The following is a 22,901-nucleotide window of genomic DNA, read 5'->3' as shown; positions in this document are numbered from 1 at the left end:
GATGGCGCAGAGCCCTGGCCCTGCTAAGCGCAGCGCGAGCAGGGTGATTATTGGCCGTAGTAGGCTTTGGCCCCATGCTTACGCAGATAGTGCTTATCCAGCAGGGTTTGCTGCATAGCCGGCAGCTGCGGCGCCAGCTGGCGGCAGAAAATCCCCATATAGGCGATCTCTTCCAGCACGATGGCGTTATGCACCGCGTCTTCGGCGTTCTTGCCCCAGGCGAACGGGCCGTGGGAATGGACCAGCACGCCGGGCATCTGCGCCGGGTCGATTCCCTGCTGGCGGAAGGTTTCGACAATCACGTTGCCGGTTTCCCACTCATAGTCGCCGTTGATCTCCGCATCGGTCATTAACCTGGTGCAGGGCACCGGGCCATAAAAGTAGTCGGCATGGGTAGTGCCGGTCGCGGGAATAGATTGCCCGGCCTGCGCCCAGATGGTGGCGTGGCGCGAATGGGTATGCACAATGCCGCCCAGCGTCGGGAAGGCCTGATACAGCAGGCGATGGGTCGGGGTATCCGACGAGGGCTTTTTATTACCCTCTACCACTTCGCCGCTCTCCAGACTGACCACCACCATATCGTCGGCGGTCATCACGCGGTAATCCACACCGGAGGGTTTGATCACGAACACCCCTTTCTCGCGGTCGACGGCGCTGACGTTGCCCCAGGTTAAGGTCACCAGATTATGCTTTGGCAGGGCCAGGTTAGCTTCCAGCACCTGGCGTTTAAGATCTTCTAACATAGTGTGCTCCGAATAGCAGGCGAGTCGGGTATCCCTCACCCCGACCCTCTCCCGGCGGGAGAGGGAGAAAGGCGGCATGGCGCCCGGTCGGTCCCCTCTCCCCAACGGGGAGAGGGGAAGGGTGAGGGGACAGCCTCTTAGCGTTTTGAACCGTAATACACTTCATTCCAGCGCAGCGCGTCCTTGAAGGACGGCAGACGGGTATCGTTGTCAATGACGGTCAGCTCGATATCATGCAGCTCGGCGAACTGGCGCATATCGTCGAGGTTCAGCGCATGGCTGAAGACGGTATGGTGCGCGCCGCCGGCGATGATCCAGGCTTCCGACGCGGTACGCAGATCCGGCTGCGCTTTCCACAGGGCGTTGGCCACCGGCAGCTTCGGCAGATCGTGCGGCGTTGGGACGGTTTCGATGGTATTGACCAGCAGACGGAAGCGGTCTCCCAGGTCGATCAGGCTGGCGACGATCGCCGGGCCGGTTTGAGTATTGAAGATCAGGCGCGCTGGATCCGCTTTGCCGCCGATGCCCAGCGGCTGAACGTCGAGGATCGGTTTCTCGGCAGTGGCGATCGTCGGGCACACTTCCAGCATGTGCGAGCCGAGCACCAGATCGTTACCATTGTCGAAGTGGTAGGTGTAATCCTCCATAAAGGAGGTGCCGCCCTGCAGACCAGTTGACATCACCTTCATGATGCGAAGCAGAGCGGCGGTTTTCCAGTCGCCCTCGCCGGCAAAGCCGTAGCCCTGCTGCATCAGGCGCTGTACGGCGAGACCCGGGAGCTGTTTCAGGCCGTGGAGATCTTCAAAGGTGGTGGTAAAGGCGTGGAAACCGCCCTGTTCGAGGAAGCGTTTCATCCCCAGCTCAATGCGCGCGGCGTCCAGCACGTTCTGGCGCTTGTCGCCGTGAACCTGCGCTGCCGGGGTCAGACGGTAGCTGCTCTCATATTCATCGACCAGGGCGCTGATATCGCCGTCGCTGATGCTGTTCACCACCTGCACCAGATCGCCGACCGCCCAGGTGTTCACCGAGAAGCCAAACTTAATCTGCGCGGCGACTTTATCGCCGTCGGTCACCGCCACTTCGCGCATGTTATCGCCGAAACGGCACACTTTCAGATGACGGGTATCCTGTTTGGAGACCGCCTGACGCATCCAGCCGCCGATACGCTGGTGGGCCTCTTTATCCTGCCAGTGGCCGGTGACCACGCTGTGCTGTTGGCGCATACGGGCGCCGATGAAGCCGAACTCGCGGCCGCCGTGCGCGGTCTGGTTCAGGTTCATAAAGTCCATATCGATGCTGTCCCACGGCAGCGCGGCGTTGTACTGAGTATGGAACTGCAGCAGCGGTTTGTTGAGGATGGTCAGGCCATTGATCCACATTTTTGCCGGCGAGAAGGTATGCAGCCAGACCACTAACCCGGCGCATTTGTCATCGTAGTTGGCGTCGCGGCAGATATGGGTGATCTCGTCCGGGGTGGTGCCCAGCGGCTTAAGGACCAGTTTGCACGGCAGTTTGGCTTCCGCATTCAGGCTGTTCACCACATGTTCGGCATGCTTCGTCACCTGGCGCAGGGCTTCCGGGCCGTACAGATGTTGGCTGCCAATAACGAACCATACTTCATAGTTATCAAAAATCGTCATTTTCGTATCCTTAATGGGTGAGCGCTGCCTGAGATTGCGGGGCTTTTTCCGCCTTTGCAGCCGAAGGGAGATAGTGTTGTTCCGCGCTGACCGACCATTGCTGGTAGCGCTGATAGAGTTGTTCGAAACGCTGTGCCTGCGCCGGACGCGGCTGCAGGGTAGTTTCCACCTGGCTTGCCATCCGCTGTTGGGCGGCAGGAATATCGTCATAGACGCCGGCGGCGACGGCGGCGAAGATAGCCGCCCCCAGCGCGCAGCACTGATCGGAGGCGACAATCTGCAGCGGACGGTTCAGCACGTCGCAGCAGGCCTGCATGATGACCTGGTTTTTCCGCGCGATACCGCCAAGCGCCATGACGTTGTTAACCGGGATCCCCTGCTCGGTGAAGCACTCCATAATGGCGCGAGCGCCGAAGGCGGTGGCGGCGATCAGACCGCCGAACAGCGCCGGCGCGTCGGTGGCCAGGTTAAGGTCGGTGATCACCCCTTTCAGGCGCTGGTTGGCATTCGGCGTGCGGCGGCCGTTGAACCAGTCGAGCACCACCGGCAGATGCTCCAGCGATGGATTGTTGGCCCAGGCTTCGGTGAGCGCCGGCAGTAACTGTTTTTGGCTGGCTTTGATTTGCTCGCGCAACGCCGGCTGCTGCTGAGCCAGCTGCTCCAGCGGCCAGCCGAGAATGCGGCCAAACCAGGCGTAAATATCGCCGAAGGCGGACTGGCCTGCCTCCATGCCGATAAAGTGCGGAACCACGCTGCCGTCGACCTGGCCGCAGATGCCTTTGACCGTGCGCTCGCCGACGCTCTCTTTATCGGCGATCAGAATGTCGCAGGTGGAGGTGCCGATGACTTTCACCAGCGCGTTAGGCTGCGCGCCGGCGCCAACGGCGCCCATGTGGCAGTCGAAGGCGCCGCCAGAGATGGCCACACTCTGCGACAGACCCAGGCGCTGGGCCCACTCTGCGCTCAGCGTGCCGACCGGCACATCGGCCGTCCAGGTATCGGTGAACAGCGGCCAGGCCAGATGCTGGTTGATGATGGGATCAAGCTCATCGAAGAAGCTGGCCGGCGGCAGACCGCCCCAGCTCTCATGCCACAGCGATTTATGTCCGGCGCTGCAGCGGCCGCGGCGCAGATCCTGCGGACGCGTAGTACCGGAGAGCAGGGCGGGCACCCAGTCGCAAAGCTCTACCCACGAGGCGGCTGCCTGGGCGACGGCGCTATCTTCGCGGGTGACGTGAAGGATTTTGGCCCAGAACCATTCGCTGGAGTAGATCCCGCCGATATAGCGCGAGTAATCCTCTTTGCCCGGCTGGTGACACAGGCGGGTGATCGCCTCGGCTTCCTCGACCGCGGTGTGATCCTTCCACAGGACAAACATGGCGTTAGGGTTGTCAGCGAATTCTTCGCGCAGCGCCAGCACGTTGCCCTCGGCATCGACGGGAGCCGGAGTTGAGCCGGTGCTGTCGACGCCAATGCCCACGACGTCGGCGCGCTGTTCGGCGCTCAGCGAAGCGAGCACGCTTTTCAGCGCCGCTTCCATGGACTCGATGTAATCTCGCGGGTGATGGCGGAAGCGGTTGTTAGCGCCATCGCAATACTGTCCTTCCCGCCAGCGCGGATACCACTCCACGCTGGTCGCCAGCTCTGCGCCGGACGCGCATTCCACCGCCAGAGCGCGGACTGAGTCACTACCAAAGTCGAGGCCAATCGCAATTGCCATCTTGTTACTCCATGCAGAAATCATTCATGCAGCAACAGTAGATATCCCCGGCAAAATCCGTCAGGCCGGATTCGCTAATCTTATGGATTATTTTGCTGTTACCTTGCAAAGTGTGACGCCGTGCAAATATTCGATGTGGACTTTTCTGCCGTATTTATAGACACTTTTGTTACCCGGCATATCACGGTGGAATGCACGCTACTGGCGCTTTTTTCGCTTGCTGTGCGGGTTTTTCGCCAAATTCCCACCGCCGTCGCAGTCGCGACAGGGCCGAGAGCGATAAAATGATGAATATGGACAATTGGTGCCACTGATACCTTCGGGGAGAACCACGCGTATGGCCGAAACGCAAAACGATCCGCTGCTGCCGGGCTACTCTTTTAACGCTCATCTGGTTACCGGCCTGACGCCGATTGAGGCGCAGGGATACCTGGATTTCTTTATCGACCGCCCGCTGGGTATGAAAGGCTATATTCTCAATCTGACGATCCGCGGCGAGGGGGTGATCAACAACCACGGCGAACAGTTTGTCTGCCGGCCGGGCGATATGCTGCTGTTCCCGCCCGGGGAAATTCATCACTATGGCCGCCATCCCGACGCCAGCGAGTGGTATCACCAGTGGGTCTACTTCCGCCCGCGCGCCTACTGGCACGAGTGGCTCAACTGGCCAACGATTTTTGCCCAGACCGGCTTTTTCCGTCCGGATGAACAGTGGCAGGCGCGCTTTGGCGAGCTGTTCGGCCAGATCGTCGATGCCGGGCAGGGGGCGGGGCGCTATTCCGAACTGCTGGCGATAAACCTGCTGGAACAGCTGCTGCTGCGGCGGATGGAGGCGATCAACGAATCGCTGCATCCCCCGCTGGACAACCGGGTGCGCGACGCCTGCCAGTACATCAGCGACCATCTGGCGGACAGCCATTTTGATATCGCCAGCGTCGCCCAACACGTTTGCCTGTCGCCCTCGCGTCTGTCGCACCTGTTCCGCCAGCAGCTGGGGGTCAGCGTCCTCGGCTGGCGGGAGGATCAGCGCATCAGCCAGGCCAAACTGTTGCTCAGCACCACGCGGATGCCGATCGCCACCGTTGGGCGCAACGTCGGCTTCGAAGATCAGCTCTATTTTTCCCGCGTGTTTAAAAAATGCACCGGGGCCAGCCCGAGCGAATTCCGCGCGGGTTGTGAATAAAAAGTAAAGAAAGTGAAATGATGACCCGCTTAAATGTCACAGCCAGTAAACTATTAAGACAATTGATGGCTTGACGACGGCGCGATGGCTTCGGAGAATCCGGGCTTCGTTTTTTAACCGGGTACATTATGCAAGCATTGCTCGAACACTTTATTACCCAATCCACGGTCTACTCATTGTTAGCCGTGATGCTGGTGGCCTTTCTCGAGTCGCTGGCGCTGGTGGGGCTTATCTTACCCGGCACGGTGATGATGGCTGGCCTTGGGGCGCTCATCGGCGGCGGCGAAGTTAACTTCTGGCAGGCGTGGCTGGCGGGGATTGTCGGCTGCCTGCTGGGCGACTGGATCTCATTCTGGCTCGGCTGGCGCTTTAAGAAGCCGTTGCACCGCTGGTCGTTTATGAAGAAAAACCGCGCCCTGCTGGAGAAAACCGAGCATGCGCTGCATCAGCACAGCATGATCACCATTCTGATTGGCCGCTTTGTCGGACCGACGCGTCCGCTGGTGCCAATGGTCGCCGGGATGCTCGACCTGCCGGTGGCCAAGTTCGTGCTACCGAATATTATCGGCTGCCTGCTCTGGCCGCCGCTCTATTTCCTTCCGGGCATCCTCGCCGGGGCGGCGATTGATATTCCGGCTGATGAAAACAGCGCCAGCTTTAAATGGCTGCTATTGGGGGCGGCGCTGCTGGCCTGGCTGGCGGGATGGCTGTGCTGGCGGCTGTGGCGGAGCGCGAAAACCTCAGGCGATCGGCTGACCCGCTGGCTGCCGCGCGGCCGACTGCTGTGGCTGTCGCCGCTGATGGTCGCGCTGGCGGCTACAGCGTTAACATTTGTCTTCCGCCATCCGCTGATGCCGGTCTATCTGGCGATCCTGCATAAAGTCATCGCGCGCTGATCCCCATCAAATGCGAGGCGCTGCTGTGGCCGCTTAACAGCTCGGCGGTGGCGCCATCCCAGACAATGCGCCCTTCGGCGACCACCATCGAGCGCGGCGCGATGCGCGCGGCGTCCTCTACGCTGTGGGAGACCATCAGCAGGGTGAGCTGCTGCTGCTCGCAGACATCGGCGACCAGGGACAGCATCTCCTGGCGCAGCGCCGGATCGAGCGCCGAGAAGGGTTCATCCAGCAGCAGCACCGGCTGCTGGCGCACCAGACAGCGGGCCAGCGCCGCGCGCTGCCGCTGACCGCCGGAGAGCTCGCCGGGCAGACGTTCCAGCAGCGCATCAATTCCCATCTGTCCAGCTATCGCCGTGACCTGCGCCTGCTGCTCGCGGTTCAGTTTAAGGCCTGGGTGGATGCCGAGGCTGATATTTTGTCGAATGGTCAGATGGTTAAACAGGTTATTCTCCTGAAACAACATCGAGACCGGACGCTGCGCCGGCGGCGTCGCGTTATGCGCCTCGCCGTTAATCAGCAGGCTGCCGCTGGCGGGCGGCAGAAACCCGGCGATCAGATTCAGCAGGGTGCTCTTTCCGGCGCCGCTGGGGCCGAGCACCGCGATGCGCTCCCCGCGCGCGACGTCGAGGGTGAAGCGCATCGGCAGATGCTGGTATAGCCAGGTCACATCATTGAGTTTTAGCATCACGCCCCGGAAGTTTTTCAATCAGCGTAAACAACAAGAAACAGAGCAGCAGCAGGAGCAGGGCGGTGACGGCCCCGTCCTGGCTGCGGTAGGCGCCTATCTGCTGGTACAGATAGAAAGGCAGGGTGCGGAACGCCTCGTTGCCGAACAGCGCCACCACGCCGAAATCGCCAATCGACAGTACGCAGGCGAAGGCGAGCGCCTGGGCCAGCGGGCGCCGGAGAGCGCGAAGCTCGACCACCCGCAGCCGGGCAAAGCCTTCAATACCCAGCGACTGGCACAGCATGCTGTAGCGGGCGGCAATGTCGCGCATCGGGTTTTCCAGTACTTTCAGCGCATAGGGGATCGCCATCAGGGCATTAGTGAAGATGACGATGCCGTCGGCGGACTCCGGCAGGCCGATAGTGTTATTGAGCAGCAGGAAGAAGCCGGTCGCCAGCACAATTCCCGGCATCGCAAGGATCAGCATGCCGCTCAGCTCCATTGCCTGCCCGGCCAACGGCCGCTGGCGAGCGCGCAGCTCCCGGCTGCTCCATAACAGCATCATCGTCAGGGTCACGCTCAATAGCCCGGCGGCGATGGCGATGCGTAGAGAGGTGCTCAATGCCTGCCAGAGCGCTGGCTGCGCCAGCACGTCCAGCATATTACGGTTGATCCCGTCGACGATGACCGCCAGCAGCGGCGGGAGCAGCAGCAGCAGGGCGGCGCCGATCAGCAACCCGTCGCTCAGGCGGCTATGCAGGCGATCGTCAGGGTCGCGCCAGCCGCGCACATGGCTGACGCCGATGGCGACGGCTTTACTCAGACGCTGGCTAAGCAGCACCAGCCCAAGGCAGCAGAGCATCTGGATCAGCGCCAGCATTGCCGCTCGCGCCGGATCGTAGTCAAAGCTCAGCGCCTGGTAGATAGCCAACTCGATCGTGGTGGCTTTCGGGCCGCCGCCCAGCGAGAGCACGGTGGCGAAGCTGGCGAAGCAGAGCATAAAAATCAGCGCGGCGACGGCGGGAATGTGCCGGCGCAGCCACGGCCATTCGACGAGGCGGAAGAAGGCATAGCCGCGCATGCCAAGCTGGGCGGCAATTTGCCGCTGCTCGCCGGGAATGTTCTCCAGCGCCTGCAGCAGCAGGCGGGTCGCCATCGGCATATTGAAAAAGACGTGCGCCAGCAGGATGCCCTGCAGACCGTAGGGCGAGAACTCCCATTGCCAGCCGAGCGCGTTAAATAGTGAGGCCAGCCAGCCCTGGCGGCCATAGACGCTGAGGATACCGAACACCGCCACCAGCACCGGCAGGATCAGGGTCATCGCGCACAGGCGCAGCAGCAGCGTACGGCCCGGGAAGCGACGCCGGTAAAGCGCGCGGGCGAGAAAGATGGCTGGTCCCACCGAGATCAGCGCTGACAGCGACGCCTGCCAGAAGGAGAAGCGGACCACATGCCACAGGTAGCTATCGCTGAAGACCGATTGCCAGCCCGCGCCGGGGGCGCTAAACCACAGCGCCAGAAACGCCGCCAGCGCGACAGCGCACAGCAGCGTAGCGGCGAACAGGCCCGGCATCAGCCCGCGAAGGTTTAGCGGCTGACGGCGCGTTGCCATGCGCTAATCCAGGTTTGACGCTCGCTGGCGACCTGCTGCGGGGTAAAGGACAGGGTGGTCTGCGGCTTCACCAGGGTATCAAACCCGGCCGGCAGGGTGACCTTGGTCACCGGATACATCCAGTTGCCGGTAGGGATGGCGTTCTGGAAGCCAGGAGAGACCATAAATTTGAGGAATTTTTCCGCCAGTTCCGGCTGCTTGCTGGCGGCGGTACGCGCGGCAACTTCGACCTGCAGATAGTGGCCCTCGGCGAAGCTCGCCGCCGCATAGTTGTCTTTCTTCTCTTCAATCATGTGGTAGGCCGGCGAGGTGGTATAGCTCAACACCAGGTCGCTTTCCCCTTTCAGGAACAGACCATAGGCTTCGCTCCAGCCTTTGGTGACGGTAACGGTTTTCGCGGCCAGCTTCTGCCAGGCCTCGGGCGCTTGATCGCCATAGACCTTTTGCATCCACAGCAGCAGGCCCAGTCCCGGGGTGCTGGTACGCGGATCTTCATAGATGACCCGCCATTTTTGCGGGCCCTCGACCAGCTCTTTCAGGCTCTTCGGTGGATTAGCCAGTTTGTTTTTGTCATAGACGAAGGCGAAATAGCCGTAGTCGTAGGGAACAAAGGTGTCATTATCCCAGCCGCCCGGCACGCTGACCGCGCTGGCGGGTACGTTGCTTTTGGCAAACAGTTTACTCTGCGCCGCGGCTTCCAGCAGGTTGTTATCAAGGCCAAGCACGACGTCGGCCTTGCTGTTTTTGCCTTCCATGCGCAGGCGATTCAGTAGCGAAACGCCATCTTCCAGCGCGACGAACTTCAGCTCGCAGCCGCACTCCGCTTCAAAGGCTTTTTTGACCGCCGGGCCGGGGCCCCAGTCGGCAGAGAAGGAGTCATAGGTATAGACGGTAAGAACAGGCTTAGCCAAAGCGGGCATGGCGACCAGCGCCAGCAGCGGGAGTAATTTTTTCAACACTTTGCACCTCAGAAAAAAGGGGTGGCAAAGGATTTTGAGTGAGCCTCAAATCCCTTCGCCGGCGTTATCCGGATCAGGTTCGACGGGTATTTTCTCAGCCCATACGCTTCATCCTTCAAGCCGCATCTGCGTTAGCTTCGCGCGTTCACCCCAGTCACATAGTTATCTATGCTCCAGGGGATTCACCCGCTTGCTGCCTTGATGCAACTTGAATGATATTGCGTATGTTTATTAGCACCCCGTTGAGAACGGCCTTAGTGTAATGATTTTGTCAGATGACGGAAAGCGCTTACGGCTCCGGCGGCGCAAACCATGCGGATTTAAAATCGAACCAGCCGAGGGTATTCATCCTCACGCCGCGCATACTGCGCTGACCCTGAATCATCAGCCAGTGGTGGATCAGCGGCACGATATGTTGCCCGGCCAGCAGCCGCTGGCTCCAGGTGGCCGGATTAAACTCTCCTGCTCGCCAGCGGCAGGCGTCTGCCTGCCAGTCAATGGGAATGCAGCGCTGAATCAGCGGGACTTCGTACAGATAGGCGAAGAGCGAAAATTCGATCGGTAAGGTGAAGTTCACGCTGTTGAGCCAGATATCGCTGACCACCTCGCCGCGATGCCAGGCATCGTACTCCAGCTCCTGGATCTCCAGCTTTACCTGATGCGCCGCCAGCAGGTCGCGCATGATCCCGCCGATCACCCGATGTTCGACGTGATCGCGGTAGTAGGTAAGGGTGACTGTCTCCAACCCCGCCGGCTTCTCGCAGGCGTGGTTGCTGGCGTGATGCCAGCGCGGCAGCAGGCCGTAGGCGGGAAACCAGTTGCCCTGGTAGTGTTCGCCCGCATGGTAGAGCAGGTTGGCGGGCTGAAACAGATAACTTAGCCAGCGGCGCACCGCGTCGTTGGCCCCCAGCGGGCTTCGCGAGTCGAACAGCAGGTAATAGCAGCCCTCTTCCAGGCGACTCTCTACCGCTTTTTCGCTTTCGGTATTGCCCTGCAGCGTCAGGCCGCCGTTGGGCTCTTCGCTAATCTCCGGCAGCACCCAGACGTTCACCTCATCGATCAGCGCCCGGTAGCCAAAATAGTCCTCAAAGGCATGGATCTTGAGCTGATTCTGGTTGTTACGCACCACGGCATAGGGGCCGGTGCCGACCGGCATGGAGGAAAAGTGGTTCATGGTCTGCCACTCCTGCGGCAGCACCATCGCCGGCACCTGCCCCAGCAGCCAGGGCAGCCAGCGGTCGGGCTGGCGCAGATGAATATCCAGGGTCCAGGCGGTGGGCGATTCGATGCGTTCGATATGTGAATAGAGCGGCAGGGCATTGCTGCGCTGCAGAGAGGCGATCACATCGGCCATCTCCAGCTCACGGCCATGGTGAAAATGGATGCCGGGACGGAGGAAAAAGCGCCAGTGGGTGGGGGTCAGCTGCTGCCAGTGGTGGGCAATATCGGCTTCCAGTTCCCCATTTTCCTCATTTACCCGCGTCAGGGCGCTGAAAATCTGCCGGGCAATATGCGTTTCCGAACGCCGCAGCGCGCTACCGGGCAGCAAATTCTTCATTGGTCGGTAGTAGAGCACGCGCAGGATGTGCCGCCCCTGGCGGAAGCTGCGGCCGAGATGCGAGACCAGCATCTGGCGGACGGCAGCCTTATCGCCGACCAACTGCACCAGCTGATCGATGCGATCCTGCTCAAGGAGATCTTCGGCACGTTGCTGCTGCAGGGCGAGGCCGGTATAGAGAAAGGTTAGCCGCGAACGCTTGCCGCGGCCTGCCTCCGCTTCCCAGGTCAGCCAGCCGCGGGACTCCATCATATTGAGCAGGGTGCGCATATGGCGGCGCGAGCAGCTCAGCATTTCCGCCAGCTCGTTAAGGGTGGTCTCCTGCGACTTGCCGTCGCAGCACTGCCATAGGCGAATGAACTGTTGTTGCAGACGGCCGGAAGACATAAAAGGGGAACTCCTGCGCAAAACTCAGCAATTTATTACTTCCTATATTAAGCCAATAATGAATCCCGATGAAGCGAGGAGGTGAATATGATGAGGTCTACCGCAAAATCGTTCTACCAACGCTACTTTTCTGCGACGCAGGAAGCGTCCTGGCTGGCCCGCCTGATGGCAGGACGACAGCAGGAAATTCTGGGGGAACTGATGCAGTGGGGAGTGACGTCAACGACCTCTGATCATTGACTTGCAGACATCATGTGTGACTGAGTATTGGTGTTATACTCGTCGTTTTTCAAACTGCAGGTGCGCTGTCGATGCTTCCTGGGCCGTATGTTCGGGCTGCGTGATTCGCCTCTACGGGACTCACCTTTTCAGGGCCAGCGCGAGCGCGGCGCAAAATGGTTAACCGTTTTGTCCTGCAGCATGAAATCCATAGAGTATAGAATCACCCGCCAGCAGAAAGCCTCTGCTGGCTTTTTTCGTTTTCTTCGCGTGTGTTAAGGACATTCCATGCTGTGGTTGATGACGATGGGACGACGGCTTAACGGCGTCTATGCCGCCTTTATGCTGGTTGCTTTTATGATGGGCGTGGCGGGCGCGTTGCAGGCGCCGACGTTGAGTTTGTTTCTCAGCCGCGAAGTGGAGGCGCAACCGTTCTGGGTGGGCCTGTTCTATACCGTAAACGCCATCGCCGGGATCCTGGTTAGCCTGTGGCTGGCCAAGCGCTCCGATAGCCGCGGCGACCGGCGGCGGTTGATTATGTTCTGCTGTCTGATGGCGGTTGGTAATGCGCTGCTGTTTGCCTTCAACCGCCACTATCTGACGCTGATCACCTGCGGCGTGATGCTGGCATCCATTGCCAACGCGGCCATGCCGCAGCTCTTCGCGCTGGCGCGGGAGTACGCCGACAGCTCGGCGCGGGAAGTGGTGATGTTCAGCTCGGTCATGCGCGCCCAGCTGTCGCTGGCTTGGGTGATTGGCCCGCCGCTGGCCTTTATGCTGGCGCTCAACTATGGCTTCACCACCATGTTCTCCATTGCGGCGGGCATTTTTGTCATTAGCCTCGCTCTGATTGCCATCAAACTGCCTTCGGTTCCGCGTGTGGAACAGCCCTCGGAGGAGGCGGCGGCGCTAGCGCAGGCCGGCGGCTGGCAGGACAAGAACGTGCGTATGCTGTTTATCGCCTCCACCCTGATGTGGACCTGCAACACCATGTACATCATTGATATGCCGCTGTGGATCAGCAGCGATCTCGGGCTTCCCGACAGCCTGGCCGGGATCCTGATGGGCACTGCCGCCGGGCTGGAGATACCGGCGATGATCCTCGCCGGCTACTACGTAAAGCGCTTTGGCAAACGTAAAATGATGGTGGCGGCGGTGGCCGCCGGCGTGCTGTTTTATGCCGGACTGATCCTGTTTCATGGTCGCACGGCGCTGCTGGCTCTGCAGCTGTTCAATGCCATCTTTATCGGCATTATCGCCGGGATAGGCATGCTGTGGTTCCAGGATTTAATGCCGGGACGGGCGGGAGCGGCGACCACCCTGTTCACCAACAGTATTTCCACCGGCGTGATCCTTGCCGGCGTGATGCAGGGGGCGCTGTCCCAGAGCTATGGTCACGCCAGCGTCTACTGGACGATCGCGGCCATTTCGCTGGTGACGCTGTTTTTGACCAGCAAGGTGAAGGATATCTGACTACTCGCCCCGGCATCGCCGGGGCGACCAGGCCTACTTGAGTTCGATACGCTTAATGTCGCCGATGATAAAAATGTAGGCAATCACCCCAATCAGCGCCGTCAGGCCGACGTAGATCAGCGCGTAAAAGAAATTACCCGTGGCGGAAATAATCACACCAATTATCAGTGGTGCGATAATCGAGGCCATATTGGCACAGAAATTAAATATGCCGCCGGTGAGGCCTGCCATATTTTCCGGGGCAATATCCGAAATTAAGGTCCAGCCCAGACCGACCATCCCCTGGCCAAAAAAAGCCACCGACATGATAATAATTACGGTGCTATTGGCGCTTACCCAATTCGCCGCGATAATACAGCTGGACAGCAATAAACCGGAAATTATTGGTAACTTTCGACTGATGTTGACGGAGCCGGTTCGCTTCAACAACCGGTCGGAGATCCAGCCGCCGAAGAGGATGCCAATCGCGGCGGCAAGGAAGGGCCAGGTGGCGAAGAAGCCGACGTGCAGCCATGGAAGATGGCGCTCGTTGGCGAGGTAGCTGGGAAACCACGTCAGGAAAAAGACCAGTGTGGTGTTGCCGGCGAACTGACCCAGGCTGGCGCCGAGGATCTGGCGACAGCCCAGCAGGCGTCTGGCGTCACGCCAGTTAAATGGAACGTTCTGGATTTTATTGTTAATGCCGTTTGCGCCGATATACTCCAGCTCCGCTTGATTAGCCGTGCGCGATTCATGCGGTTCATGATAAAAACGCCACCACACTAAAGTAAATAAAATACCTAATCCGCCGGTGAGGAAAAAAAGCGTTCTCCAGCCATGATGTTCGAGAATTAAAAATAACAGCGGCGAGAAAGCGGCCAGCCCTATATATTCACCAACTGTATACGTTGCCGTTGCCCGCGCGCGCTCATGCTGAGGGAACCAGGTGCTGACGATGCGGCTGTTGGCCGGAAAGCAGGGCGCTTCGCTGACGCCGAGTCCCAGGCGCAGAAGCAGCAGGGATTTTAGGCCGAGGGTGAAACTTTGCAGCAGGGTAAACAGCGACCAGAAGAAAATTGACAGGGCATAGGTCACTTTGTTGCCAAAGCGGTCTAAAAACATCCCGCCGGGGATCTGCGCCAGCGCATAAGTCCAGGCGAAGGCGGAGAAGATGATGCCCATCATCGCCGGATCGATATGGATTTCTTTGCTTAACTGTGGCGCTACAATACCCAGGATGGTACGGTCGAGATAATTGATCATCGTTCCGACGGAGAGTAGCAGCAGAATAACTATCCGTACGCGGCTTCTTTTTTTCGCCCCCAATGTGGAAGTGAGGACTTCCTGAGAGTTTGACATACTCATAGCGAGTTCCTTTAAAGTTTAAAATATTTTTGCATATATTCTAATATGCAAAAATATCTCAAGGAGCTATAGGTAGTATCTATGAATGGCAATGCCTTGTGGCACATTCATGCCCTTCGTCAAATAATATTTGATGTAACGCCGATATTTACCCGTTCATGCGCATTATTGGTGGCTTGCATGGTATATTAGCGTCAGTGCATTTATTCTTATATTATACGGGTAAAAATAATGAACCTAAAGCAACTTTATTATTTTAAACGTCTGTCTGAAACTGAGCATTACACCGAAGCCGCCTCCAGTCTGTGCATCACCCAGCCCTCGCTAAGCCACGCGATATCGGAGCTGGAGAAGGAGTTAGGGGTCGCGCTATTCGCCAGACAGGGGCGGAACGTAAAAATTACCCAAAACGGCAAGCGTTTTTTGCCGTATGTTGAAGATGCGCTGGCCTCGCTGGAGAACGGACGCATGATATTGCAAAAAAATGGCGCTGAGAATAAAGAGAATATTCGCATCGCCTTTATTTACACGATGGGGGAGTATGTTGTTCCACAGTTAATTAATAAATATTCTCTTTCACCTGAATGTCACAATGTGACTTTTTCTTTTACTCAAGGGACATCGCTGACGCTGTTGCAGGAGCTGAAGGCCGGAAAAGTCGATCTGGCGATCTGCTCTTATATTGCCGATGAACCCGATATCGATTTTATTCCGGTGATCCAGCAGGAACTGGTGGTGGTCACGGCAAAGGATCATCCGCTGGCCCGGCTATATGAACATGAAGTCGATCTGGTGGAGACGATTCATTATCCGTATATCTATTTTTCAGAAAATAGCGGCTTACGTCCGTTTATCGATAATGTATTTATGCAGCAAAAGCTGGTGCCGGAGATCGCCTGCTATGTGGATGAGGATACGGCGATGGCCGGGCTGGTGAGTATTGACTACGGGATCGCGATTATGCCGCGCATCACCGCGCTCTCCTATTACAACGTCCATATCCTGAAGATTAAAAACACCATCCCCCCCCGCTATATCTATCTGGCGACCATGAAAGACAAGGGGCTCTCTCCGGCGCTGGAGTCATTTAAAAATGTGGTTATCCACGACAGCCAGAAGATCTGTTAACGGATGGCCCGGATGTGACCTCCGGGCCATCCGGATATCAGGAGAGAATATCCATCACTTCACGCAGCTTAGCGATGGCGATCTGCCCCGGCGCGGAGGCCTGACCAACGGTACCGAAGGTCATCGCCGAACCGAACAAGCGCCCGGTGACCCGGCTAACGCCACCGGATTTGCCCATCGACATGGTGATCAGCGGACGCGTCGCATACTTCTCTTTCATGGTCAGCGTGGCGGCGAGCAAGGTGAGTACGTCCTGCGGCGACTGCGGCATCACCGCGATCTTCGGCAGATCGGCCCCCAGATCCTGCATGCGGCGCAGGCGATAGATAATATCTTCCTGAGCGGGGGTCTTATGGAAATCATGATTACTCATGATCACCTTGACGCCCGCGGCATGCGCATCGTCAACCAGCGCGCGGATCTGCGCTTCATCATTGAACAGTTCGATATCGATAACATCAACCAGTCCACTGCGTGCGGCCTCGCGGTTGAGCGCAAAATAGGCTTCGTCGCTGAGCTCGGTTTCGCCACCTTCTTTCTTACTGCGGAAGGTAAACAGCAGCGGAAGCGCTTTCAGCGCGCCACGGATTTCCGCCAGCGCGGCCATCACCTGGGCCATCTCTCTGACCTGGGTAAAGTGGTCAACGCGCCATTCGATAATATCAGCGCCGGCATCGACCAGGCCGTGGGCGTTACCCAGTATCTCATCCAGGGTTTTACCGATCAGCGGTACACAAATGAGGGTTTCCCCTTCCTGAAAGGTGATGTTCTTTACGGTTACTGCATTTGTCATGTAGGTATCCATTATTTTTCGCGTTGTACTTCAGGCGGTGACTGCGGTGCGTGACACTTTTTGCGCCGCCCGAGCCTGCAGTTGACGATAGCCGATGTACAGGGCGATCACAAAGCCGATAACGGCGATCAGAAAATCAAACCACATAATGCTGGCAATACTGATCTGCGAAAGCTTTGCGGTGATCAACGGGATCGTGAAGCTGGCGATACTGCCGGCGGTGTAGAAGATGCCGGTTGCTTTGCCTTTTCCATTCGGGAAGCTCATCGCCATGATTGTCGCACCCAGCTGCAGCACTCCGCCAGCGGCGGCAAAGCCGATGACAAAAGCAAAGCCGGTCACCATCATCGGCGTCGGGAACAGGCACACCAACAGCAGCGAAATCATCGACAGGCCAGTATAAATAATCATCGCAATGGCCGAGCTAAACACCTCTTTGACGAAGGCGGCAGTTACAAAGACGCAGACCAGCGAGCCGACGGTATAGATGCTAAGCAGTTTAATCGCCGAGGCATAGGGCAGGCCGACGACGAACTGGCCGTACTGCGCCAGCCATTGGCTGACCAGATAGAAGGTCGCCATGCCGATATAACCGTACAGGGTGAAGATCACCATATCCAGCTTATTAGCCTGTGGCCGGACGGCTGTTTCCGCCTGTGCCGTAGGGGCTTCCTCTTTTTTCGCCGCCTGGCTGTCAGGGAACGGCATTTTAAGCAGATAAATCCCGCTCAGTACAAAGAGTGCTGCCGCAATCACGAACGACCAGCCGAACCACAGATTTGCCCATATCAGGAAGCTGATAATGAACGGCAACAGGAACTGCCCTGCAGAGACGAAGGCTTTGATCAGCACGTTGGCCCGGCTGGCAGAGTGCGGGAAAGATTCCATCAGCGCCGGATAGGTACCGGAGTCGAGGAAGCTGTTCGCCAGGCCCGCCATAATGCCGAACACGTAAGCCAGATAGATATTTTTGGTCAGCAGGATGCCGACGAAAAAGATCAGATAGCTCAGGATCCCAAGATAGATAAAGGGCTTGCGACCGAAGCGATCCGAGAGAAATCCGGTCACGATGGTCGCTAACTTACCAATACCTAACGAAGATATAACGATCGATACGCCGGCTTTGTCTGTTCCCCACTGTTCCTGAAGATGGGCCATGTTGAGGGTGATTAACAGCACCCCCATACCGTGGATCAGGTAGTTGAGATACAGCCCTGCCGCAGTAGGGATGTATTTATTTTTCATCATTCGCCTCTTAGAACAGAATGCTCTTGATGTAATCAACCGGCATCTGTTTGCCCGTCCAGATTTCGAACGCGCGCGCGCCTTGCCACAGCATCATCCCCAGGCCGTTCAGCGTGCGGCAGCCTTTTTTCTCGGCCACTTCCAGCAGGTGGGTTTTGCGCGGGTTGTAGACGACGTCGGAGACGATCAGGTCCGGACGCAGGAAGCTGTCGTCAGGTAGCAGCATCTGGCCTTCGAACGGCTTCATGCCGACCCCGGTGGCATTGGTCAGGATCACGCTGCTGTCAATTTCGGCGCGCAGTTTGTCATGATCGTCGAGATCGAACAGATGGATCTCGCAGTCGGTGTTGTGGCGGATCTTGGCCACGGTTTCTTCTGCGTTGGCGAAGAATTTATCGCGGCGGTTGAAGATGGAGATCGCCTTCACGCCATTCAGTGCTGCCTGGACGCAGAGCGCCGTTGCCGCGCCGCCGGCGCCGAGTACGGTCATCTTCTTGCCGATGATATCGATACCGGCTTCGCTAAGGGCGCGCATGTAGCCGGTGCCATCGGTGATATGTCCGGTCAGTACGCCGTCGTCGTTGACCACGGTATTGACCGCCCCGACCAGCTGTGCCGCCGGCGACAGTTTATCGAGATACTGGCAAATCTCGGTTTTGTTCGGCATAGAGACGTTAAAGCCGCGCAGCTTCATCGCCCGGAAGCCCTGCACCACGTCTTTTAGCTCCTGGTTACCGACTTCAAAAGCGAGATAGACGTAGTCCAGCCCGAGATGGGCGAAAGCCTCGTTGTGCATGGTGGGCGACATGCTGTGACGAATCGGGGTGGCGATCAGGCCAATCAGCTCAGTGTGTCCAGTAATACGTTCTGCCATGACAAAAATCCTCAATAAGTTAGAAAGGGAATTCGTTGTGCTTCGCGGCTGCCCAGCGCACCCATGTCTTCCAGTGCATCCAGTACGTTGCGGCCTTCGCGGACGCCATCGATAATGCGTCGCGCCATCACGCTGTCGCCGATGTTCATGATTTTGACGTTATTGGCATTGGCCCAGCGCTCGATCTCGTCGAGACCCGTCCGGTTGGCGCGCATCCCCAGACAGACAAAGCCGTAGTCGAAGGGAATATCGAAGGTTTGCTGTGTATTTTTCACCTGGAAATGGTCGGCAGCGACCGCCATCAGTTGGGTATTCATGTGCTGTTCGACCTGGTGCTCGTCGAGCATGGTCAACATGGCATTTTTGGTAATGATGTCGAGATCGCGACCGGCGGCGTCCTGCATCTCGATTAGCACCGCCTGTGCGCCGCGAGCGGTAAAGTATTCGATAACGTCAAGGCCAACGGCGCCGGCGCCGACTACGGCGATGCGTTTGCCCTTGATATCGGTAAATTTCGCCAGATTGTCGATCATGCCGGTAATGGAAAAGATCTTGCCGTTCTCGACGTCAATGTTTTCCCGCAAGCCTTCAATGGGCGGCAGCAGCGGCGTTGAGCCGGTGGCGTTGACAATCAGATGCGGACGCAGGGCGGAAACTGAAGCCACGTCGGCCCGCTTGCCGATCTGCAGCATCAGGTTGTCCAGCGAGGCGATACGATTTTTCATAAACTGCGGGAAATCAGCGATGCGTTTTTTCTCCGGCAGGCGGGAGATTTCGCTGGCGAGGCCGCCGACGTGGTTTTTCGCTTCCAGCAGCCAGGTATGGCAACCAACTTCCGCCGCGGTGCAGGCGGCTTCCATCCCGGCGGTGCCGGCGCCGATGACCACCACGTTAGTGTCGCGATTCACGCGCCGCATTTTATAGGCGTCACCGTGAATAATATCCGGGTTAATCGAACAGCGCAGCGGGCGCGAGCGGGCGATGCGATGGTCGGCGCAGCCGATGTTGCAGGAGATACATTTGCGCATCAGACGCTCTTTTCCGCCTTGCACTTTCTGCACCCACTCCGGCTCGGCAATCAGACCGCGGCCAATGGCGATAAGATCGGCATCGCCGCTGGCGAGGATATCTTCGGCTACCTGCGGAGTGCGAATATTGCCGGCGATGACCGTGGGTTTATGGAATTTATCGCGCACCGCGCGGGAGAGATAGCGCTTCCAGCCATCCTCCAGCGACATCTGATCGATTTGCAGATTCAGGTTGTCGTTCTGCGCCGCAGAGACGTTGATGATATCGACCTTCTCCTGGCAGAGCTCAAGGATACGCAGGGAATCTTCGAGGGTATTGCCGCCCTTGAGGAAGTCGTCGGCGCTGATGCGCAGGCTGACCGGAAAACGCGGCCCCACGCAGGCGCGAACCTTATCGACAATCAGACTCAGTATCCGAGTGCGATTTTCGACGCTGCCGCCAAATTCATCAGTGCGCTTATTAAACAGCGGCGATAAAAACTGGCTAATTAAATAGGAGTGACCGGCATGAATTTCGACGCAGTCAAAACCTGCGCGCCGAACGCGCTCCGCGGCGTCACCAAATTTCTCTACCGCATGATAAATTTCCTCATGGGTCATCGGACGCGGAATATTACCGTGCTTCTTCGATGGCGTTGTAGAAGAGGAGAGCGGCGTCTGGCCTTCCAGTCGGTAGGCATAAGCGGAAGCGCCGGCATGATTTAACTGAATGGATACGCAGGCGCCATGTTTATGCAGGGTCTCGGTTAATTTAAACAGCCGTGGAATATATTGATCGTTATCGATGCGCAGTTGGGTGGTGCCGTTGGAGGCGAAGGGGAAATCAATACAAATATTTTCGATGGTGATAAGCCCAGTGCCGCCTTTGGCCCGCAGTTCGTAGTATTCCAGCTGTTCCTGCGACACCTCGCCATTGAGCGTGGCCATATTGGTGCCCATAGGGGGCATAATAATGCGGTTTTTTAACGTCATACCGTTGATGGTCAACGGACTGAAAAGGTGCGGATAGTGGCTCATCTCTTCTCTCCACAGGAGGCCGGGAGGCCGATATGCGGGGCCCAGGCGTGTCCTTAGTTAATATTTCTCTGTGGCAAAAGATAACGAGGGGAAAAATCGAAAAATAATGCTTTTTTTTGTGCATAGCCATAGGGGTTCTCTATGAGATTAACGCTTTCTTCACATTCTTATATTTTTATATTAAACACTCGTGCCTTATTTTTACTTGCAGTGCAGGGAAAATACATAAACAGTGCTGGAGAAGGGGAGGAAAGCGGAATAATTCTTCTTTAGGCGGTAGGGCAGGGTGGCGGTAAGGTCTGACAATCAGCAAATTAAAATTGGTTTTTGTGCGTGAGATCGCAATTTTCTCCGCAATAAAATAAAAAGCCCGATCAAATGACCGGGCCCAAAGGTTAATTCATAAATGCCGGCAGCTTGCGTTCATAGTCGGAGATCGCCGCTTCATGCTGCAGCGTCAGGCCGATGCTATCCAGGCCGTTGAGCATGCAGTGGCGGCGGAAATCGTCGATCTTAAAGCTGTAGGTTTTATCCCCGGCTTTAACCACTTGCGCTTCCAGATCCACTTCAAACGTAATGCCCGGGTTGGCCTGCACCAGCTTGAACAGCTCGTCGACCTGCTCGTCGCTCAGGGTCACCGGCAGCAGCTGGTTATTGAAGCTGTTGCCGTAAAAAATATCGGCAAAGCTCGGGGCGATAACGACCTTAAAGCCGTAATCGGTCAACGCCCACGGCGCGTGCTCGCGCGAGGAGCCGCAGCCGAAGTTTTCCCGCGCCAGCAGTATCGATGCCCCCTGGTACTCAGGAAAATTCAGCACGAACTCCGGGTTCGGCTGTTGACCTTTATCGTCGAGAAAGCGCCAGTCGTTAAACAGGTGCGCGCCAAAGCCGGTGCGGGTGACCTTCTGCAAAAATTGCTTAGGGATGATCGCGTCGGTATCGACGTTTGCAGCATCCAGCGGAACCACCAGGCCGGTATGTTGGGTAAATTTCTCTGCCATGATGGTCTCCTTACTTCAGATTACGGATATCGGCGAAATGGCCGGTAACGGCTGCCGCCGCGGCCATTGCCGGGCTCACCAGGTGCGTGCGTCCGCCGCGGCCCTGACGGCCTTCAAAGTTACGGTTGCTGGTTGAGGCACAGCGTTCGCCCGGATTCAGGCGGTCATTATTCATTGCCAGACACATAGAGCAACCAGGTAAGCGCCACTCAAAGCCGGCTTCGATAAAGATCTTATCCAGACCTTCCGCTTCCGCCTGCGCTTTCACCGGACCAGAACCCGGCACCACCAGCGCCTGGACGCCCGGCGCCACTTTACGCCCTTTAGCGATTTCCGCCGCGGCGCGTAAATCTTCGATGCGCGAGTTGGTGCAGGAGCCGATAAACACTTTATCGATAGCGACTTCCGTCAGCGGGATCCCGGATTTCAGCCCCATATAGGCCAGCGCTTTTTCGGCGCTGGCGCGTTCCACCGGATCGCTGAACGACGCTGGATCGGGGATGTTATCCGTCACCGAGATCACCTGGCCCGGGTTGGTGCCCCAGGTCACCTGCGGGGCAATTTCCGCCGCCTGCAGCGTCACCACGGTATCAAACGTCGCGCCGTCGTCGGTTTTCAGGGTTTTCCAGTACGCTACGGCATCGTCAAAATCTTTGCCTTTCGGCGCATGCAGACGGCCGCGTACGTAATTGAAGGTGGTTTCGTCCGGCGCGACCAGGCCCGCTTTGGCGCCCATCTCGATCGCCATGTTGCACAGGGTCATACGCCCTTCCATGCTCAGATCGCGGATCGCTTCGCCGCAGAACTCAACCACATGGCCGGTGCCGCCGGCGCTACCGGTTTTACCAATGATGGCCAGCACGATATCTTTGGCGGTAATGCCCGGCGCCGCTTTGCCCTGGACTTCGATTTTCATGGTCTTCGCGCGGCCCTGTTTCAGGGTCTGGGTCGCCAGCACATGCTCCACTTCGGAGGTGCCGATACCGAACGCCAGCGCACCGAACGCGCCGTGGGTAGCGGTATGGGAGTCACCGCACACGATCGTCATCCCCGGCAAGGTAACCCCTTGTTCCGGGCCCATGACGTGGACGATGCCCTGATACGGGTGGTTCAGGTCGTACAGTTCAACGCCGAACTCTTTACAGTTCTTAATCAGCTCCTGCATCTGAATGCGGGCCATCTCACCGGACGCGTTAATGTCTTTGGTCTGCGTCGAGACGTTATGATCCATGGTAGCGAAGGTTTTACCCGGCTGGCGCACCTGGCGGCCATGGGCGCGCAGACCGTCAAACGCCTGCGGAGAGGTGACTTCGTGCACCAGATGGCGGTCGATATACAGCAGCGGGGTTTCGTTCTGCGCCTCATACACTACGTGCGCATCAAATAATTTTTCGTATAACGTCTTCGCCAT

The 22,901-nt window shown here is 57.8% G+C and carries 19 protein-coding genes and 1 riboswitch; of the genes, 5 read left to right on the top strand and 14 right to left on the bottom strand.

The features are described 5' to 3' along the window. Positions 1 to 47: 47 nt before the first annotated feature. From araD to araB, 3 genes are all read right to left on the bottom strand, one after another. On the bottom strand, positions 48 to 743 hold the full coding sequence (gene araD, locus OHJ17_RS21325) for an L-ribulose-5-phosphate 4-epimerase (protein ID WP_002888353.1): 696 nt from the start codon (positions 741 to 743) through the stop codon (positions 48 to 50). A gap of 137 nt (positions 744 to 880) precedes the next feature. Continuing rightward, a complete protein-coding gene (araA, locus tag OHJ17_RS21320) occupies positions 881 to 2,383 on the bottom strand; it encodes an L-arabinose isomerase (RefSeq protein ID WP_011977645.1) in 1,503 nt (500 codons plus the stop codon). Positions 2,384 to 2,393: 10 nt separating this feature from the next. Then, positions 2,394 to 4,103, bottom strand: a complete 1,710-nt coding sequence (gene araB, locus OHJ17_RS21315) for a ribulokinase (protein WP_011977646.1) — start codon at positions 4,101 to 4,103, stop codon at positions 2,394 to 2,396. A 337-nt stretch (positions 4,104 to 4,440) separates the two neighbouring features. Between araB and araC the strand changes: the two genes are divergently transcribed. Together araC and OHJ17_RS21305 are read left to right on the top strand one after the other, a co-directional pair. Further along, positions 4,441 to 5,286, top strand: coding sequence for an arabinose operon transcriptional regulator AraC (gene araC / locus OHJ17_RS21310; RefSeq protein WP_004145972.1), 846 nt, complete (start codon positions 4,441 to 4,443; stop codon positions 5,284 to 5,286). Positions 5,287 to 5,414: 128 nt separating this feature from the next. Then, complete coding sequence (locus OHJ17_RS21305; RefSeq protein WP_002888373.1) at positions 5,415 to 6,182, top strand: DedA family protein; 768 nt, start codon at positions 5,415 to 5,417, stop codon at positions 6,180 to 6,182. Here the strand turns inward: OHJ17_RS21305 and thiQ are convergent. From thiQ to sgrR, 4 genes are all read right to left on the bottom strand, one after another. Further along, entirely contained in the window at positions 6,169 to 6,870 is a 702-nt protein-coding gene (thiQ, locus tag OHJ17_RS21300) for a thiamine ABC transporter ATP-binding protein ThiQ (RefSeq protein ID WP_004178579.1), read from the bottom strand. The two genes, OHJ17_RS21305 and thiQ, sit on opposite strands and share 14 nt — an antisense overlap. After that, positions 6,854 to 8,464: a thiamine/thiamine pyrophosphate ABC transporter permease ThiP gene (thiP, locus tag OHJ17_RS21295; RefSeq protein ID WP_002888430.1), complete on the bottom strand. Its 1,611-nt coding sequence runs from the start codon at positions 8,462 to 8,464 to the stop codon at positions 6,854 to 6,856. Before thiP ends, thiQ begins: the two co-directional genes overlap by 17 nt. Then, a complete protein-coding gene (thiB, locus tag OHJ17_RS21290; protein ID WP_004178584.1) occupies positions 8,440 to 9,423 on the bottom strand; it encodes a thiamine ABC transporter substrate binding subunit in 984 nt (327 codons plus the stop codon). The genes thiP and thiB overlap by 25 nt, the downstream gene beginning before the upstream one ends. A 32-nt stretch (positions 9,424 to 9,455) precedes the next feature. Next, positions 9,456 to 9,675: riboswitch (TPP riboswitch) on the bottom strand. Positions 9,676 to 9,712: 37 nt separating this feature from the next. Next, entirely contained in the window at positions 9,713 to 11,368 is a 1,656-nt protein-coding gene (gene sgrR / locus OHJ17_RS21285) for an HTH-type transcriptional regulator SgrR (protein ID WP_004145968.1), read from the bottom strand. A gap of 87 nt (positions 11,369 to 11,455) precedes the next feature. Between sgrR and sgrT the strand changes: the two genes are divergently transcribed. Together sgrT and OHJ17_RS21275 are read left to right on the top strand one after the other, a co-directional pair. Further along, on the top strand, positions 11,456 to 11,608 hold the full coding sequence (sgrT, locus tag OHJ17_RS21280; protein ID WP_002888448.1) for a glucose uptake inhibitor SgrT: 153 nt from the start codon (positions 11,456 to 11,458) through the stop codon (positions 11,606 to 11,608). Between the two features lie 267 nt (positions 11,609 to 11,875). Continuing rightward, entirely contained in the window at positions 11,876 to 13,060 is a 1,185-nt protein-coding gene (locus OHJ17_RS21275) for a sugar efflux transporter (protein ID WP_032433837.1), read from the top strand. A gap of 33 nt (positions 13,061 to 13,093) precedes the next feature. On the opposite strand, the gene OHJ17_RS21270 is transcribed toward OHJ17_RS21275, so the two are convergent. Next, a complete protein-coding gene (locus OHJ17_RS21270; protein WP_032433838.1) occupies positions 13,094 to 14,404 on the bottom strand; it encodes an MFS transporter in 1,311 nt (436 codons plus the stop codon). Positions 14,405 to 14,635: 231 nt separating this feature from the next. Here OHJ17_RS21270 and OHJ17_RS21265 point away from each other — a divergent pair, with 231 nt between their 5' ends. Then, positions 14,636 to 15,532, top strand: a complete 897-nt coding sequence (locus tag OHJ17_RS21265; protein WP_002888455.1) for a LysR family transcriptional regulator — start codon at positions 14,636 to 14,638, stop codon at positions 15,530 to 15,532. A gap of 37 nt (positions 15,533 to 15,569) precedes the next feature. On the opposite strand, the gene aroD is transcribed toward OHJ17_RS21265, so the two are convergent. The 6 genes from aroD to leuC all read right to left on the bottom strand — a co-directional run bounded on the left by aroD (position 15,570) and on the right by leuC (position 22,901). Beyond that, positions 15,570 to 16,325, bottom strand: coding sequence for a type I 3-dehydroquinate dehydratase (aroD, locus tag OHJ17_RS21260; protein WP_032419403.1), 756 nt, complete (start codon positions 16,323 to 16,325; stop codon positions 15,570 to 15,572). 30 nt (positions 16,326 to 16,355) lie between these two features. Beyond that, a complete protein-coding gene (locus OHJ17_RS21255) occupies positions 16,356 to 17,570 on the bottom strand; it encodes an MFS transporter (protein WP_002888458.1) in 1,215 nt (404 codons plus the stop codon). A 10-nt stretch (positions 17,571 to 17,580) separates the two neighbouring features. Continuing rightward, entirely contained in the window at positions 17,581 to 18,444 is an 864-nt protein-coding gene (locus OHJ17_RS21250) for a shikimate dehydrogenase (RefSeq protein WP_032424068.1), read from the bottom strand. Positions 18,445 to 18,455: 11 nt separating this feature from the next. Beyond that, positions 18,456 to 20,489: an oxidoreductase gene (locus tag OHJ17_RS21245; RefSeq protein WP_004147052.1), complete on the bottom strand. Its 2,034-nt coding sequence runs from the start codon at positions 20,487 to 20,489 to the stop codon at positions 18,456 to 18,458. A gap of 395 nt (positions 20,490 to 20,884) precedes the next feature. Beyond that, complete coding sequence (gene leuD, locus OHJ17_RS21240) at positions 20,885 to 21,490, bottom strand: 3-isopropylmalate dehydratase small subunit (RefSeq protein ID WP_002888481.1); 606 nt, start codon at positions 21,488 to 21,490, stop codon at positions 20,885 to 20,887. 10 nt (positions 21,491 to 21,500) lie between these two features. Continuing rightward, positions 21,501 to 22,901 (bottom strand): 3-isopropylmalate dehydratase large subunit, encoded by a 1,401-nt coding sequence (gene leuC, locus OHJ17_RS21235; RefSeq protein WP_004177417.1) that lies wholly within the window; start codon positions 22,899 to 22,901, stop codon positions 21,501 to 21,503.

Origin of the sequence: Klebsiella sp. KP20-425-1 (genome assembly GCF_025813515.1) — a bacterium.
Lineage (GTDB): Bacteria > Pseudomonadota > Gammaproteobacteria > Enterobacterales > Enterobacteriaceae > Klebsiella > Klebsiella pneumoniae.
This window is presented reverse-complemented; position numbering and strand designations above follow the sequence as displayed.